16 protein-coding genes and 1 riboswitch are annotated in these 16,655 nt (G+C 46.4%); all 16 genes read right to left on the minus strand.

Annotated features, from left to right (window positions below):
- Positions 1-65: 65 nt before the first annotated feature.
- Positions 66-884 (minus strand): S1 family peptidase, encoded by an 819-nt coding sequence (locus Q9R46_RS13125; protein WP_145331769.1) that lies wholly within the window; start codon positions 882-884, stop codon positions 66-68.
- A gap of 63 nt (positions 885-947) precedes the next feature.
- Positions 948-1,481: a spore maturation protein gene (locus Q9R46_RS13130; protein ID WP_145331770.1), complete on the minus strand. Its 534-nt coding sequence runs from the start codon at positions 1,479-1,481 to the stop codon at positions 948-950.
- A gap of 6 nt (positions 1,482-1,487) precedes the next feature.
- Positions 1,488-2,114: a nucleoside recognition domain-containing protein gene (locus Q9R46_RS13135; protein WP_311280347.1), complete on the minus strand. Its 627-nt coding sequence runs from the start codon at positions 2,112-2,114 to the stop codon at positions 1,488-1,490.
- Between the two features lie 62 nt (positions 2,115-2,176).
- A complete protein-coding gene (locus Q9R46_RS13140) occupies positions 2,177-3,364 on the minus strand; it encodes a D-alanyl-D-alanine carboxypeptidase family protein (RefSeq protein ID WP_397386346.1) in 1,188 nt (395 codons plus the stop codon).
- A 346-nt stretch (positions 3,365-3,710) separates the two neighbouring features.
- Positions 3,711-4,184, minus strand: coding sequence for a GerW family sporulation protein (gene ytfJ, locus Q9R46_RS13145; protein ID WP_123062207.1), 474 nt, complete (start codon positions 4,182-4,184; stop codon positions 3,711-3,713).
- A gap of 231 nt (positions 4,185-4,415) precedes the next feature.
- Complete coding sequence (locus tag Q9R46_RS13150; RefSeq protein WP_311280348.1) at positions 4,416-5,153, minus strand: DUF2953 domain-containing protein; 738 nt, start codon at positions 5,151-5,153, stop codon at positions 4,416-4,418.
- Positions 5,154-5,387: 234 nt separating this feature from the next.
- Positions 5,388-6,080 carry an SMC-Scp complex subunit ScpB gene (scpB, locus tag Q9R46_RS13155; RefSeq protein WP_311280349.1) on the minus strand — a complete coding sequence of 231 codons (693 nt, stop codon included), beginning with the start codon at positions 6,078-6,080 and terminating at the stop codon, positions 5,388-5,390.
- Positions 6,049-6,849 carry a segregation and condensation protein A gene (locus Q9R46_RS13160; protein ID WP_145331777.1) on the minus strand — a complete coding sequence of 267 codons (801 nt, stop codon included), beginning with the start codon at positions 6,847-6,849 and terminating at the stop codon, positions 6,049-6,051. Before Q9R46_RS13160 ends, scpB begins: the two co-directional genes overlap by 32 nt.
- A 103-nt stretch (positions 6,850-6,952) precedes the next feature.
- Positions 6,953-7,420, minus strand: a complete 468-nt coding sequence (gene ribH / locus Q9R46_RS13165) for a 6,7-dimethyl-8-ribityllumazine synthase (protein ID WP_090922403.1) — start codon at positions 7,418-7,420, stop codon at positions 6,953-6,955.
- 102 nt (positions 7,421-7,522) lie between these two features.
- A complete protein-coding gene (locus Q9R46_RS13170; protein WP_311280350.1) occupies positions 7,523-8,764 on the minus strand; it encodes a bifunctional 3,4-dihydroxy-2-butanone-4-phosphate synthase/GTP cyclohydrolase II in 1,242 nt (413 codons plus the stop codon).
- 52 nt (positions 8,765-8,816) lie between these two features.
- Positions 8,817-9,485 (minus strand): riboflavin synthase, encoded by a 669-nt coding sequence (ribE, locus tag Q9R46_RS13175; RefSeq protein WP_145413175.1) that lies wholly within the window; start codon positions 9,483-9,485, stop codon positions 8,817-8,819.
- Positions 9,486-9,497: 12 nt separating this feature from the next.
- Positions 9,498-10,601 carry a bifunctional diaminohydroxyphosphoribosylaminopyrimidine deaminase/5-amino-6-(5-phosphoribosylamino)uracil reductase RibD gene (gene ribD, locus Q9R46_RS13180; RefSeq protein WP_311280351.1) on the minus strand — a complete coding sequence of 368 codons (1,104 nt, stop codon included), beginning with the start codon at positions 10,599-10,601 and terminating at the stop codon, positions 9,498-9,500.
- Positions 10,602-10,946: 345 nt separating this feature from the next.
- A riboswitch (FMN riboswitch) is annotated at positions 10,947-11,107 on the minus strand.
- A gap of 153 nt (positions 11,108-11,260) precedes the next feature.
- Positions 11,261-12,586, minus strand: a complete 1,326-nt coding sequence (locus tag Q9R46_RS13185) for a hypothetical protein (protein ID WP_311280352.1) — start codon at positions 12,584-12,586, stop codon at positions 11,261-11,263.
- Between the two features lie 273 nt (positions 12,587-12,859).
- On the minus strand, positions 12,860-13,291 hold the full coding sequence (locus tag Q9R46_RS13190) for a peptidylprolyl isomerase (protein ID WP_145331782.1): 432 nt from the start codon (positions 13,289-13,291) through the stop codon (positions 12,860-12,862).
- A gap of 247 nt (positions 13,292-13,538) precedes the next feature.
- Positions 13,539-14,870: a diaminopimelate decarboxylase gene (gene lysA, locus Q9R46_RS13195; RefSeq protein ID WP_145331783.1), complete on the minus strand. Its 1,332-nt coding sequence runs from the start codon at positions 14,868-14,870 to the stop codon at positions 13,539-13,541.
- A 103-nt stretch (positions 14,871-14,973) separates the two neighbouring features.
- Complete coding sequence (locus Q9R46_RS13200; protein ID WP_397386347.1) at positions 14,974-16,641, minus strand: spore germination protein; 1,668 nt, start codon at positions 16,639-16,641, stop codon at positions 14,974-14,976.
- Between the last annotated feature and the right edge of the window lie 14 nt (positions 16,642-16,655).

Raw genomic sequence — 16,655 nt, forward strand, 5'->3', positions numbered from 1 at the left:
CACGGCTGATTTCGATCAGACCACGCAAAGGTAAACCCTTATCATCTATTTAATTCGTATTTCATTTAATTCGCAACTTTGCCTGCCACCACAACCGGCTTTTTCGCTGGAACCGATGCTTCTTTCACAAATGTCTGCAATGTCTTTGAAGAAATAAAATACGTCCGTCCACCATATACAAACGTCATCATGCCAACGACCTGTTTATTCTGATCAAGCACTGGTCCACCTGAGTTGCCTTGAGCCATTGCTTTGACGATGCTTCCAATGCCTACTTTTCCCGGTACTTCACTAGCCAGAGCACTAAATACCCGACTCTTAGCTATCGTGTTGTAGGTTGAAGGCAAATCATCATCTAATATGACAAGATCTCCCGAAGGATTTTTAGGAAATCCAATGGTATACACAACCTGATTGTCCCTCGCATCAGCAAACTTCACCGGTTCAGCGTCAATTGGTTTGTCCAGCTTGAGTAAAGCCATATCCGTTACAGGATCTGTTTTAATAATTTTAGCTTTAACCGCCTTATTAAGCGCTCCTGGGCTCGCTACCGTCAGCGTCCCTTTATCTCCACCAGACAGCTCAGCGAATTCCTGAACAACATGGTAATTGGTTAGTACTTCATCTTTGGATATTAGAATCGAAGTTCCTACGTCATAATAAACCATATCCGGTTCATTTGCTTTAACCAAACGCACATTAACAACCGGAAAAGAATCGGCTGTAGTCGCCATTTGAGCACGTAATGATTTGTCGAAGTAACCCGTAAAATGGATCGTCTGTTCAGCTTGAGCACCCGCTAACCCTGTCGAACCTGCAAGCATCGTTATAGCGAGCATACTTGTCAATCCGTAACGGAGCATTCGTTTCCAACTTTTCTGCATGTCTCACTCTCCTCCGTTATTATTCTAGCATAACTAGTATATCGGAAGGAAAGGAGTAATAGTTTAACCAAAAACGATCAAACAAATGGCAAGTGCAGCAATAAATCCAACGACGTCCGAAAACAATCCAACTTTGAGCGCATATCGTCCGTTCCGAATGCCGACTGCCCCGAAATACACAGTTAGCACATATAACGTCGTATCCGTACTACCTTGAATGGTAGAAGCCATCCGGCCAATCATGGAGTCAGGACCGTACGTTTTGATCAAATCCGTTGTAAATGCAAGTGAGCCTGTCCCCGTTAATGGCCGTAATATACCTAGCGGAAGTACTTCTCCAGGCACACCTATCCAGGAGACGAGAGGAGTGAAGAACTGAATCACAAAATCCAGTGCCCCCGATGCACGAAAAACACTAATGGCAACCATCATACCCACCAGATGTGGGATGATGCTGATTGCAGTCGAGAAGCCATCCTTGGCCCCATCAACAAAGGATTCATAGACCGGGACCTTTTTGGTAAACGCATATAATGGAACAAACGCGATAATAACCGGAATGGCCCAGACAGATATCCAGTTAATGAAGGTTAACAAGGTTGCTCATCCTTTCATGCCAGGATTACCGCTCTTGGATATACGCGGCGATCTGCGAAGAGTTCTATTTCGATACCAGCGATCGGCCATAATGGCAGCAAGCGTAGCTATAATGGTAGCCATTAAAGTTGTACCTACAATCTCCGTGGCGTTCGCAGAATGATAGTTCAACCTGATCGCTATCAGCGTTGTTGGAATAATCGTAATACTCGCGGTATTCAGCGCCAGGAGTGTGCACATAGCAGGAGATGCGGTCTGCTTGTCTGGATTCAGTTCCTGCAATTGTTGCATCGCCTTGATTCCCATGGGTGTAGCCGCATTCCCTAGTCCAAGCAAATTTGCACTCATGTTGGATAAGATGTAACCCATAGCCGGGTGGTTTTTCGGTACATCGGGAAATAGAAATCCAACTACCGGTCCAAGAAGCTTTGCAATCCGTTCAAGAAGGCCGGCATCTTCGGCCATTTTCATCATTCCCATCCAAAATACGAGTACACTGATCAGACCGAAACATACCGTCACACCGGTTGCCGCACCATCAAATGCTGCCTGGGTGACCACTTCAATCTTCCCGTTCACTGCTGCAAAAACAAAGCCGATCAAGATCATCATTAACCAGATCAGATTGATCATTGAAATCATTCCTCCCAGTAACAGCAAGCACAATAGCGATCATTTCTATTCTTAAATCAAAATCAAGGTGATAACAGTCGGCTTAGTACTGCCTTCCATGCGGAAACCCAAGTCGTAACCTCTCCTATTCCACCTATAGTAGCATCTGCAATGGGCGGCTCTGGCGGAATATAGCTACCTTTGTAATACACAGGTATCGAGCCGATTGGTTCGCCCTTCAACTGCATTTCAATTCGTCCGGCCAGTCCAAACGAAGGATCGGTGGATTGTTTTTTCTCTGTCACAGCGTCCTGTGAACGTTTATCCAGCAGAATCAATTTCTTGGTTACGTCCTCCTGTTCCCCATTGGCGAGCGGGTATTTAAATCCGCGCCCTGTTACGAGTTCCATGTTCTGAACAGGCTGTTCCTGCTTGGCAATCTCGATTAGTGGAAAATTTTCGAAACCGAAATCCAGCATCTTCGCATGATCGTTCCAGTCATCGCCATCGTTAAGTGTCACCGCGGCTAGCTGTTGCCCGTTACGAGTCGCTGAGCTGACCAGACATCTGAAGGCTTTTTTGGTGTATCCGGTTTTCACCCCATCCGCACCTTCATATAATCGAAGCATTTTGTTTTTGTTATGCCAGGAGTACTCCCAGCTTTCATTCGGATTTGGGGCGGATTTATTTTCTGTTGCCACGATGCGTTTGAATACCGGGTTATGGAGCGCGTAAGCCGTTAACCTCGCCAGATCGTTCGCGGTAGAGTAATGACCTTCGGCATCCAGACCATGCGGGTTCATAAAATGAGAACGAGTCAATCCGATCTGCTCTGCCTTTTTATTCATAAGCAAAACAAAACCTTCTTCCGAGCCGCCGACATGCTCAGCAATTGCCGAAGCCGCATCATTACCTGAGCGAAGCATAAGACCGTATAACATATTTTCCAGTGTCATCTCCTCGCCCAATTTAAGGTATAGCGAAGACCCTTCTTTGGCAAAAGAGGACGGTGTAATCTTGACCTTTACATCTAACTTACCTTCTTCAATCGCAACGATGGCTGTCATGATTTTAGTCAAACTTGCGATGCGCGACTCCTTGTCCCCATCTTTGCTATACAGAATTCGCCCTGATGTCACATCGATGAGCGCTGCACTTTGCGCATGAGTAGACGGTCCAGCAATGGTCGCCTGAACTGACGATGCACCCATAGTTGAAAGTAGCAGTACAGGCATGAGCGTACCTACAATAACCTTCATTAATTTTCGCATCCACATTCCTCCGGGTCGCTTGGAATCTTGTACTATCCTATGTCTGGACAACCCGGAGTATGTCCCGCACAGGAAAAAACAGTAAAAATCCCCCTTGCACCTTAAAGTGCCAGAGGGATCGTTATGTAAGACCTCAGTCATTCAAATCTATTTTCCTATTGTCGTTCTACATATACATTTTATTGGATTGCTCCATCTATTTGATGTTTAGGTTAGGCCGTTCACAGACTTCTGTCTCATCTAAAATAGAATCACCCTAAAATACAATAAATTGTCGTTGAGCAAACAGCAAAAATCCCTCTTGCACTTTTGAAGTGAGAGAGGGATTATGAATTAATCATATGACTTAGCTATACGTTGTATGATCCGTTGTCACTCTAACATCATGTTCCGTTGTGCCATGATTACGGTGGCGGAACATTTCCTGAATGCGATCGAGTACATAAGGTGTTGAATCAATCAATTTTTCAAACAAGTGCGTCGAATTATCAAGCGGCACGATGTGCACACCTTGCTTGCCGACAACCAGAAAAGCAATTGGACGGATGGATACACCGCCACCACTACCACCGCCAAATGGGGAAGCAACCTTTGCGGAATGAGCATGTTCCGTTGTGCTTGATGCGCTGCTACCTTTTCCATCACTTACATTAAAATCACTTCCGCCTGCCGCGAAGCCAAATCCGACTTTACTAATAGGCAAAATGACGGTACCATCCGGTGTTTCTACAGGATCGCCAACGATTGTATTGACATCCACCATGCCCTTGATATTTTCCATTGCAGTTTCCATTAAGCCTTGAATTGGATGATCTGACATGTGACTTCCCTCCAGTTTCAATATAAGCTATATGCGTTGAGCTTAAGCAGATTAACACAAACAAGATGTGTCAATGATTAATCAACTTATATAGGTTTTTGATCTAACCATATCATCCCCAAACTTGCGGGACTTATGTAATCAATACAGGGAACCGGTAATGAACGTTATTGTTTGCAGGACCTTAATACCAATATAATGGATTCAATCTCAGTCTAGTTAAGTTCCGCATTACCGAGCTTCCTTTTGCACAATGTGCCTATGCTTCTTCTTTTGCTTCGATTTGCGGCGTTGCTCCCGAAGAAGTTTAAACCACATTCGCCAGCCACCCTCAACCTGCAGCACACGGGTAAGCAGTCTCATGCCTGCAATGAAGATGGCCATCATACGAATCCGCAGTTTAAAATCGAGTTCTGTTCGAAATTCCATCTCTTCGGACCACACAGGAAGAACCTCAAGTTCAGGCGCCGTTTTAAAACGCACTTGATACGTCAAGAAACCAACAATCATTGATTTTACACTCCACAACCAGCCTGAGAGCATTGCTGTATATGCAGCATCGCCAACACCAATCGCAGTAGACCAGAACAGATTCGTTATATGCACACGTTTGAGCGTCTGTCTGACCCAGATTTTCAGAGCCTCCGTTGCTCGAAGCATCACCTTTACATCTTTTGCCCAGTTTTTTACTTTTCGTTTGTTCACCTGCTCACTCCCCAAAACTTCTCCTCGGGAATGGTTCATAGACTGTTCTGTTTTAAGCAAGAAGCCTTCTTTCATATTTCGGAAAACAATGCTCGGAATTTCGTAATTCAGCCGCACGAAGCCATACAGCAGTCGAACATTGATATTTGCGTAGTCATCGCTCTTATGTTTGCGAAATATAACATGAACATGAACATTTGAGATGAGGACTGCGGCAATCAGCAGTGCGATGAACAAACCGATTCCTCCAAGCCAGATCCACACAGGCCTTACCTCCAAGCCCTCGATTCTTATCATGTCTAGTATGGCATTCCTTGCTGGAAAAAATTCACGAATGACATGAAATACTCCAATTTTTGCCGAAATGTACTATCGAACTGCACTATATTGTATAAACCATTCCAGACAACCTCACCGCTACTTCTGAAAAAAACACAAAAAGACAACGTGGATCGATCTCCACATTGTCCTTATATAGCATTACTTGTTGAGCTTTTATCAGGAGGAGGAACCCGAAGAATCATCGTCTGGATCTACAGCGATATCTTCTTCAGGGAATGCTGCTTCCTCTTGGAAATCAAACACACGTTGCACATCTGTATCCGAGACATCCGGCTGTTTCATATCCAACTTGTCGAATAACAACTGCGTTTCTTCCTCCAAGTTTTCAGAATCTTCAAACAAACCCGGTTCGGGGAGATCTTTAATCGAAGCTAGTCCGAAATAATCAAGGAATGACTTCGTAGTTCCGTACAAAATCGGACGTCCAATCGCTTCCGCTCTCCCCACTTCAACAATGAGATCCTTATTCACGAGTGTATGGATCGCACGTTCCGATTTTACGCCACGAATCTCCTCAATCTCCACACGTGTGATGGGCTGACGGTAAGCTACAATGGCCAATGTTTCCAGAGCTGCTTGAGATAACGAGGTACGTGCAGGAGAATAGGCCAGCTTCTCAAAATACGCCGCATGTTCTGGCAATGTCCCCAGCTGCACGACCCCCGCAATCTTCAGAATCTGTACCCCTCTCCCTTGCCGGGCAAAATCACCGATCATATCCTCGATCGCATCCGTAACTAGTTCAACCCGCTGGTCGACGATTTCGGCAATCTGTTTGACACTTAGACCTTCCTCTCCGGACAAAAACAAAAGGCCCTCAATAATCGACTTCAATTTCGGAAAATCCATGATTCGTTGTTTCCCCTCTCCACTCCATAACGATATCCTCAAACAAGCGCTCCTGGTAACAAACAATCTGCTTCATTTTCATCAGCTCCAGCACCGCCAGAAACGTAACCACGATCTCATGGCGATATATCTGATCATCCATAAGCTTGGAAAATAACAAGCGCCCTCCAGGGCCTACACGCTCCAAGGCACCCATAACTTCGCGTATGCGATCCTTGACCGATATTTCGTCCCTTTTGATCCGGGTGACTGTTGTACGCTTCTCCGCTTTACGCAGCGCTTTCTGAAAGGCCGCGATGAGATCGGAAGTATGCAACCCCTGCACCGGATTCGTTTGCTCCTCCACAGGCATATAAGGGCGCAGATCCTCAGGCTCTTTGGAGAAAATAAGACTGCGCTCCCATTCCCGCTCATGAAGATGCCGCGCAATCCCTTTATATTTGCGATATTCGATAAGACGTGCAATCAGTTCGGCACGCGGATCATAATCCTCGTCTTCCATATAATCATAATCCTCGAAATCCTCGATTACCGGTGGTTTGGGCAGTAAAAGTTTGCTCTTGATGGACAGCAGCGTAGCTGCCATCACCAGAAATTCACTTGTAATATCCAGTTCCAGCTCCTGCATGGAATGCAGATACGCCATGTATTGATCGGTAATATCGCTGATGGGAATGTCCTGGATGTCGATCTCAGCCTTATCGATCAAATGCAACAACAGATCCAAAGGCCCTTCAAAAGTCTCCAGTTTGTATGTAACTACCGTCACTAGACGAATCCTCCCGCCAGAAAAATACAAAACCCTGCCAGCCGTCCGAAACCGGTCTCCCGATTTCGTCTGCGCAAAGCAGGGCACTACTATTAAATAAGCACTATTTTAGCTGTTTCGTCAAGTTCGCCATTTCAATTGCAGCTGTGGCTGCATCCCAACCTTTATTGCCTGCCTTCGTTCCAGCACGTTCGATCGCCTGTTCAATGTTCTCCGTAGTAACCAATCCGAAGATGGTCGGCACCCCTGTTTTCAGGTTAATTGCCGCTACCCCTTTGGCCATTTCATTGCACACATAATCATAATGTGTTGTTGATCCACGGATAACCGTCCCGAGTGTGATAACCGCATCGTATTTGCCGCTTTCGGCCATTTTCTGAGCGATAAGCGGGATTTCGAACGCTCCCGGCACCCAAGCTACATCTACTTCATTGTCCTGCACGCCGTGCCGTTTGAATGCATCCAGCGCTCCGCTAAGCAACTTGCTCGTAATAAATTCATTAAAACGTCCAACTACCACGCCATATTTTAAACCTTCCGATACCAAATGTCCTTCAAAATAGTTAGGCATTATCGTCATCTCCCTGTTGATATATGATGTTATGGTGCTACAATTTGAACATGTGGAATCTCCAATATTTACATATCAGAAAATCATCATGATTCGCTGTAATTACTCTTCATTTTGCTCGATATCATCAAACTTGAGCATATGCCCCAATTTGGCTTGCTTGGTGTGAAGGTAAGCTGTATTATCTTCATTCTCCTGCATCTGAATCGGTACACGCTCTACCACTTCCAGACCGTATCCTTCCAAGCCTTTGATTTTGCGTGGATTATTCGTTAATAATCGAATCTGACGAACGCCAAGATCCTTCAAAATCTGTGCACCAATCCCGTAATCACGCAGATCAGCAGCAAAACCAAGCTTCAGATTGGCATCCACTGTATCCAGACCTTCTTCTTGAAGCTTGTAAGCCTTGAGTTTATTGATTAAACCGATCCCGCGGCCTTCTTGTCTCATGTAGAGCAGTACGCCATTACCTTCATCATGAATCTGCTTCAGCGCCGCATCAAACTGCGGGCCACAGTCACAACGGTGAGAGTGGAACACGTCGCCCGTCAAACATTCGGAGTGAACACGAACCAACACAGGTTTGGAACCGTCAATATCCCCTTTGACCAAGGCAACATGTTCTTTATTGTCCACTGCATTCGTATACGCCACCGCCTGGAATTCGCCAAAATCCGTTGGCATACGCACGGAAACTTCACGTTGCACCAGCTTCTCCTTCTCATTCCGGTAACGAATCATGTCCTGGATACTGATCAGTCTCAAATCATGCTTACGTGCAATCTCCTGCAGGTCAGGAAGTCTGGCCATCGTACCATCTTCCTTGATCACCTCACAGATGACACCCGCGGGGTAAGAGCCGCACATGATCGCCAGATCAACTGCCGCTTCCGTGTGTCCGGCACGACGCAACACTCCGCCGTCTTTGGCAATGAGCGGAAACATGTGACCCGGCTTGCGAAAATCACTGCTTTTCGCGTTCGGATCAATCAAGCCTTTAACGGTAATGGAACGCTCATGCGCCGAGATCCCCGTCGTTGTGTCTTTATGATCCACAGAGACCGTAAAAGCAGTCCCGTGAAAATCCGTATTTTGCTGAACCATCGGCTTCAAATTTAATTCGTCCGCCCGTTGCTGCGTAATGGGAACACAGACCAGACCTCGACCTTCGGTAATCATGAAATTGATGACCTCAGGGGTTGCTTTTTCAGCCAAAGCAATAAAATCCCCTTCATTTTCCCGATCCTCATCATCGACCACGATTACAGGTTTACCCCGCATCAAATCATAAATGGCTGCCTCAATTGAATCCAGAATGGATGGCTCGGATTGTTCAGACATCAGCTACACCTCCTGTTTCCAGTTCTATGTTTTATATCTGTCTCTTCTAATTTTATGCGAACCCGTGATTGGAGAGAAAGTCTTCACTAATACTGCTTGGCTTGCCTGTTCTCGTCTCCGCATGACCCTTGCCGTATTGCAACAGATGATCTACATATTTCCCCAAAATATCACATTCAATGTTGACGGTATCTCCTGTCTTTTTGACATTTAAAACCGTCTCCCCAATCGTATGAGGAATAATCGAAACGGTGAATGAACTTTGAGTCGTCTGCACTACGGTTAGACTAATTCCATCCAAAGTGACCGAACCTTTTGGAATTAAATATTTGAAAAGTTCATGGTCACCCGGCCTGATCTCGAAAACAACTGCATTCTGATCCCGAGTAATGCTACCGACAACACCAGTCCCATCCACATGTCCCTGCACAATATGACCACCGAATCGTCCATCCGATAACATGGCACGCTCCAGATTAACCTTGCTGCCGGATTGAAGCTGACTGAGATTGGTGTGCCGATACGTTTCCGGCATGACGTCTGCGGTAAAACCTCCGCCTTCCAGCGTGGTTGCGGTAAGACAAACCCCGTTAACCGCAACACTGTCACCAATTTTGAGATCGTCCATAATGACAGAAGCAGCGATGTTCAGAACCAGAGCCTCACCTTTACGGCCAATGCGCCGGATCTGACCGACTTCTTCCACCAAACCCGTAAACATGCTATCTTCCTCCTATTCTGGCCAAATCGGAATACCGCCAATGCTAATATTATCTCCAACTTGCTCAATTTCCAGCTGATGCAATTGGATCGCCTGACTCATGCGCTCTACGCCTTCAAAACGGAAACTTCCCGGGGTATCATATCCACCCACAATCTTGGGAGCGATAAACATAAGCAGACGATCTACCAGCCTTGCTTCCAGCATCGCACCGTTTAATGTACCGCCGCCTTCCAGCAGAATCGAGCCAATATCCCGCTCTCCCAGCTTGCTCAGCCCATGCAGCAAATCTACGCGTGGTCCAGGCCCACAGCGAATAATTTCAACACCGTAAGCTTCGAGTCGCTCAGCCGCTTCCCGGCTAGCTTCATCGGTTGTAAGCACCCAAGTTGGCGCAAGTCCGTCCTTGACCATTTTGGAGCCAACAGGCAACCTCAGCTTGGAATCCACAACGATCCGTACCGGACTGATGCCTTCTACCTGCAAACGGGTGGTCAGCTCCGGATTATCGGCGATTACCGTATCCACGCCGACCATAATGCCTTGATGACGATGACGAAGCGCATGCACGATCTCACGCGCCAGTTCGTTGGAGATCCATTTGCTGTCCCCGCTACGCGTAGCAATTTTTCCATCCAGCGTAGAAGCTGTTTTGAGGGTAACGAAAGGAAGGCCCGTTGTAATAAACTTGATAAACTTTTCATTCATACGTCTTCCGCGTTCGCGCAAAACACCCACTTCAACTTCGATGCCTTGTTGACGCAACATACTAATGCCTGTACCGGAAACCTGCGGATTCGGATCTTCACAACAGACCACCACCCGTTTAACCTTCTCATGAATCAAACGTTCGCTACAGGGTGGCGTTTTGCCATAGTGACTGCAAGGTTCAAGTGTTACGTAAACGGTGCTACCCTCCGCGTCGCTTCCAGCCATGTTCAGCGCATGAACCTCTGCATGGCCTGTACCTCGTTTCAGATGGCTTCCAAGACCAACAACACGTCCTTCTTTAACAACGACACATCCCACGACAGGATTAATTCCAGTCTGTCCTTGTGCCCGTTCTGCCATATCCAGTGCTAACGCCATATAAAATTCATCATTGATCATTTCCATATCCGTTCACCCCGCGGTTATAATCTTGAACTAAAAAATCCCCACCGAACAATCTGTTCAGGTAGGGATGATGGAAGACTACTGTCATCTGCAGGAGAGATGAAACACACCAATACCGACACTTCACCAAAACCGGTTAACAGGTAAGTGAAAACAAACACATACCTTATTGCATACCCATTCGAGCTATAGAATGATATACAGAAAAATCAGGTGAAGAGTTTCTATATAACGGTATTGTGTACCAGAAAACTCATTATAAACAAGCCTTCCACACATCTCATCCAAACGAGCTGAATGCTATGCGACATCACTCCCGCGGAGTGCAACCACACTGGCTTACACCCACTCCTTCTCCCATCCAGACTATACTGTCGGTTCTGGAATTACACCAGATCAGCCATCTGCTATAAGCAGACAGGTCACGGACTTTGCCATGTCGGTAGAAATAAACCCCAACACGCATCACCGCCGGTAGGGAATTGCACCCTGCCCTGAAGGATCGCTTTCGTTATTAATTGGATGTTAGCACTTTAATGTCAAAAAATCAATTCATTTTTGTTTCTTTTTGTCACATACTAACTTTTAATAAGCATTTATATTACAAAACCCTCATCTTATACGAGACAAAGACTTCATCACCCATTGAAAAATAAATTCTAAAGGTTTGGAAAACACCAGCTTGCCATGTGCCTCAAATCCTTCGCAGCGTGAAACGGAACACGCTCAGGTTTGGGCTGGGAAGCATTGGGAGCAGGCATATCGCGGGCTACTCTTCTAACCCAACTGGTCGAGTCTATTCCAATGGCCGAACACTGCCAGCGCTCATCCGGTCTTGGACGAACGGTCAGAATAAGATCTTCTTTTCCCGGCATATCGGGGAACACGCCATCCAGATATTCAACTATGGTACGTTTGTCCTTCACTTCATGACAATATACAGTAACCCAAGAACCACTAAGTACTTTCACTGCATATACGTCTCCAGGCTCCACTTTACCTGTACCGGCATCCGGAGATTTTTTCGGCACCTTCGCCTTAGTACCTACACTTCGTCTGCTTTCAAATGCACCAATAACGGTCTCACTCGCCAGTGGATTCGGTTCAGGCTTGTTCTCAAGGGATACATCACTGCAGTCGAATTCATCAAAGATCAGGTTCAAATTGTGCTCGTTGATTCCTACAGATGAATCCCACCATGCCAAGGGAGCTTGTACCTCAACGCGGGTATTAGGTCTCTTGTCGCGTTCTGCATATGAGGTGAAAGCTGTAATCATTCCTGGTTGTTCTGGTGTGTCCAGAATGCCGATCAGCGCCAGCGTTTCAAGCAGGTCGCGGTAAACATATACCTTTTTCGTAGGTAGCAGTTGTTCTTTTTTGAGCGCATCCGTTGCCTTGCTGTACCGAGTCTTGGGCGGCAGATTACGCAGTACCGTTAACACCGCGCGTAACGTCCAGCGATCATACTCATTCGGTACTGGAAGCTCCTGCGAAGCGGCCATTTCTCTCAGAGCCAGTACATGTCCAAAAATGTCTCCATCCAGCGGTGTGCCGTTTGTCATTCGCCAGTACCATTGAAGGGAGGTATCTACTCCGTCATTCACATCCAAGCCACAGATCTGGCACTTATGACTGGAAGGATATGGACTATATTCATGGTCAGGTATACTGGCTGCGATCAGTTTTCCTGTAAGAAGTGAACGCCAGATCATCGGCGCTGACCATAGAGAAGCCACAAACGCCTGAGCAGCCTCCTGAAGTGTCCAACGCTCAGCCAAGGTTCTCAGTTCTCGGATCGTCTCCTCATGCTGCGGTCTTTCAAAATGATTAGGCTCATGTCCAGCAACCTCTAGTGCCTGTAATTGTTCCGCCGATACGTCCTCTGGCATATAATGTCTTGAAGCACGCAACTCCTCGTCCCAAATCGTGCTCTCACTATAAATGTGTTGAAGTAATTTAAGCTGCTGTACCAAATCTAAAGTCAAAGTAACAACATCCTTTCACAGTAGTTTTGAAAACATGTAAGCTCAGTATATCCAGTGCGCTGTCAAACCTCATGTATTCGGTTTCAACAGTCTGTACCTTGCTAGAATAACCTACGATCAACTTATTCCGCCAGTTCCTTTAAGCTTATTTTTGATAACACATCGCAAGGCAACTATGCAAAATGGTTGTACAATGCACAAAACCCCTGGTACTTCCGTAATAGGAATGTACCAGGGGTTAACTTGATGCCGCCGAGCAGAATTCAGTTGGAATTAAACTTCTACAACTTCAACGGTTTCCATTTTGTCGCGGCCTTCGAAAGCATCAACAAACTCCATGCCTTTGCTTACTTTACCAAATACCGTATGTTGTCCGTCCAAATGTGGCTGTGGTTGGTAGCAGATGTAGAACTGGCTTCCGCCTGTGTTGCGGCCAGCATGTGCCATCGCAAGTGTTCCACGCTCGTGTTTGTTCGGGTTGATCTCACAGTTAATGGTGTAACCTGGGCCGCCAGTACCTGTTCCGCTAGGGCATCCGCCTTGAGCTACGAAGCCCGGAATTACACGGTGGAAAACAAGTCCGTTATAGAATCCGGAGTTTGCCAATTTTTCAAAGTTTGCTACGGTATTTGGAGCTTCTTGATCGAACAGGTCAATCAGAACTTCTCCGCCGTTTGCCAATTTAATTTTCGCTTGTTTCGCCATATGTAAATGACTCCTTTCAATTTTGAACAAAGTAATTGTGGCGCAATACCAAACTTGTGGTCAAGCATTACAGCACTTTTCTTAGTGTACACCGAAAAGAGCCGAATCGCAAAAGAAAGAGCTATTTTTTTGATTTTTCTACTCTCAAGTACAAACCTATAAGCATACCAAATAGATGCAATATTCACGACAAAGGACGGAAAGGGCAAGCCCTTTCCGTCCTCATCTATTGCTATAGGAATTTGAATTAACGAGTAACTGGCTGTTTGCCAATACGCGCTGGCACGAGGTCATTTTGGATAATGTCCTGATATGACTCACGGCGTACTACTACATCGCCTTGACCATCTTTGACAAACACAACTGCCGGACGACGAATCCGGTTGTAGTTGCTTGCCATGGAATAGTTATATGCCCCTGTGCAAGCAACGGCAAGCAGATCACCACTCTCCACTTTTGGCAGATCCAGATCCCAGATCAGCATGTCACCGCTCTCGCAGCATTTCCCCGCTACAGATACCGTTTCTGTTGCCGCTTCGTTTGCACGATTTGCCAGTACGGCCTCATATTTGGACTCATACAATGCAGGACGTGGGTTATCCGTCATCCCACCGTCTACAGCTACATATTTACGCACGCCTGGAATGTCTTTGCTCGTTCCAACGGTATAAAGCGTTGTACCTGCTTCCCCTACGATACTGCGGCCTGGCTCAACCCAAATTTCAGGCACTGCATAGCCGATTTGTGCAAAATGATTTTTTACCGCGTCAGTAATGGCCTTCACGTACTGAGCCACTTCCAGCGGCGTATCCCCATCAATATAACGGATTCCGAATCCGCCACCGAGGTTTACGACTTTGAATGCCACATTAAGGCGCTCATATACACTTGCTGCAAATTCAGCAACACGTTGAACCGCCATCTGGAATCCTTCAACTTCAAAGATCTGGGAGCCGATGTGAGAATGCACCCCGAGCAATACCAGGTTGGGCTGTTTGGCTGCGAGTTCAATCGCTTCAAATGCTGTACCGTTGCCGATATCGAAACCGAACTTGGAGTCCGTTTGTCCTGTCGAAATATATTCATGCGTATGCGCCTCAACACCTGGCGTTACACGCAGTAGGATGTTAACTTTACGGTTTTTGTCCGCGGCGACAGCTTGGAGCAGATGCAACTCGTTAAAGTTGTCAACCACGAAGCATCCAATTTCAGCGTCAAGCGCCATTTCGATCTCTTCAATCGTTTTGTTATTGCCGTGGAAATGAATGCGTTCTGCCGGGAAGCCTGCTTGCAATGCTGTGAACAGTTCTCCGTCAGAGACAACATCCAGAGAAAGACCTTCCTCTGCTGCAAGAGCACACATCGCCATAACGCAAAATGCTTTACTCGCATATGCAACCTGGAAGCCCAAGCCTGAAGCGCGGAATGCTTCCATGTACTCTCTGCAACGCTCGCGAACCAATTGCTCGTCCACAACATAAAGCGGTGTTCCGAATTGCTCTTTCATATCTGTAACGTCTACTCCACCAATCTCCAGGTGACCTTGCTCATTTATTCTACTTGTACCGTGTAAATACATCGTCTGCATTCCTCACTTTTTGTATACTGGAACAGTTATTATTCCATTGATTTTACACCAGTATATCAAATTAAGCCGGGAGATGAATGGATTTTTCGGCACATCATTTGTGTTTTTTACTTTTTCGCAATTCACCGTCGGGATCCTCTGACATCTTGGTGTTGTCACGTGTTTTGTTGAACGATGGACGTTTCTTGCTGACAAGCAATGGAACCCTGAACAAGAAGTTGCCAAAAGCCTTTGCATTAAACGGTATAAATGGCCAAAGATACGACGAGTTGTACGAACGGTGAATGGTCAACGCCACAATCAGCAACGTAGTCCCAACGACCAGACCCGGCACCTTGAATATCGCAACCGCAACCAGTAGCAATAATCTGACCAATCGGTTCGCCAGTCCTAACTCGTAACTCGGTGTAGCAAACATTCCGATCGCCGCAATAGCCATGTATAGCACAACCTCATTGACAAAATACCCCGTTTTTACCGCAATATCTCCAACCAATATAGCCGCAATTAGACCCATGGCCGAAGCCAGCGGTGTCGGTGTATGAACTGCAGCCATCCGTAATAAGTCTACGCCCAGCTCAATGAGCAGAAATTGCAAAATAATCGGTAATTTCACATTTTCCTGTGGGCCGATGAAATCCAATCCAATCGGTTTCAGTGAAGGCTCGATGACCATCAGCATCCATAGTGGCAATAGAAACAGAGAGATCAAGATGCCTGCAAAACGTACCCAGCGCAGATAGGTTCCCATAAGAGCCGTTTGCCTGTTCTCTTCCGCATGTTCACATAGATCAAAAAAGGTTGTCGGCAAGATCATTACGCTGGGGGATGTATCTACAAAAATAACGACTCGTCCTTCCAGCAGGTGGGAAGCTGTAACGTCAGGACGTTCCGAATAACGAACAAGGGGAAATGGATTCCATCCTTTGTTGATAATCGCTTCCTCCAACTGTTTATCGGCGGCCGGAATGCCGTCGATATCGATTCGTTGTATTTTTTCCTTTACCGAATCCACCTGCACCTTATCCACTATATCGTCAATATAAACTACACATACATCGGTTTGCGTTCTCCGCCCTACCTGCATGAGCTCAAACTTCAGTCCGGGGTCCCGTATTCTGCGGCGTACCAGGGTTACGTTTGTCAGCAGCGTTTCGGTAAAACCGTCCCGCGATCCGCGAACCACCCGTTCGAGTGAAGGTTCCTCGGGTGAGCGAACAGGGTAACTCCGGGTGTCCATAATCAGAACAGAGCGGTCTCCCTCCACGAAAATGGCGCTCATGCCCATCAATACTTTACTGATGACATTACTCATCTTCTCTACGCGTTCTACCTGGATATGAGGAATGTAGCATTCAAAATAGGATTTAAGCGCGTGATCGGATATTTGATCCGGCGAGAGATACGTTAACCGTTTTAACACTTCAAGCAAAATCCCGTCTTTCGCAAAACCACTCAACATCAGCAGCCCCACGTGTTTACCGCCGAGCACCATCTCCCTTAACGTAACATCAAACGATTCACCAAGTCCCAGCACCTGCTTTAGTGTATATTTAATGTCTGCCATGCGAGGAGATATATCATCATTGTGCTGCCAGTACTCAACGGATTCCTCAACGCTGTCGGACATCTCGTTTTGCTTTTTTTTCTGATGGGCTCGTTCCTCTTCTTGCTTCTGAATCTCGTAAGCGGACTTGTGCATCATCTCTTCCGTTACCCCGTCACCTTGCTCGTCATTCCTCTGATCCGTATGTTCGTCCATGTCCATCCTCCTTT

The sequence above is a fragment of the Paenibacillus sp. RRE4 genome, assembly GCF_031844205.1.
Classification (GTDB): Bacteria; Bacillota; Bacilli; order Paenibacillales; family Paenibacillaceae; genus Paenibacillus; species Paenibacillus xylanexedens_B.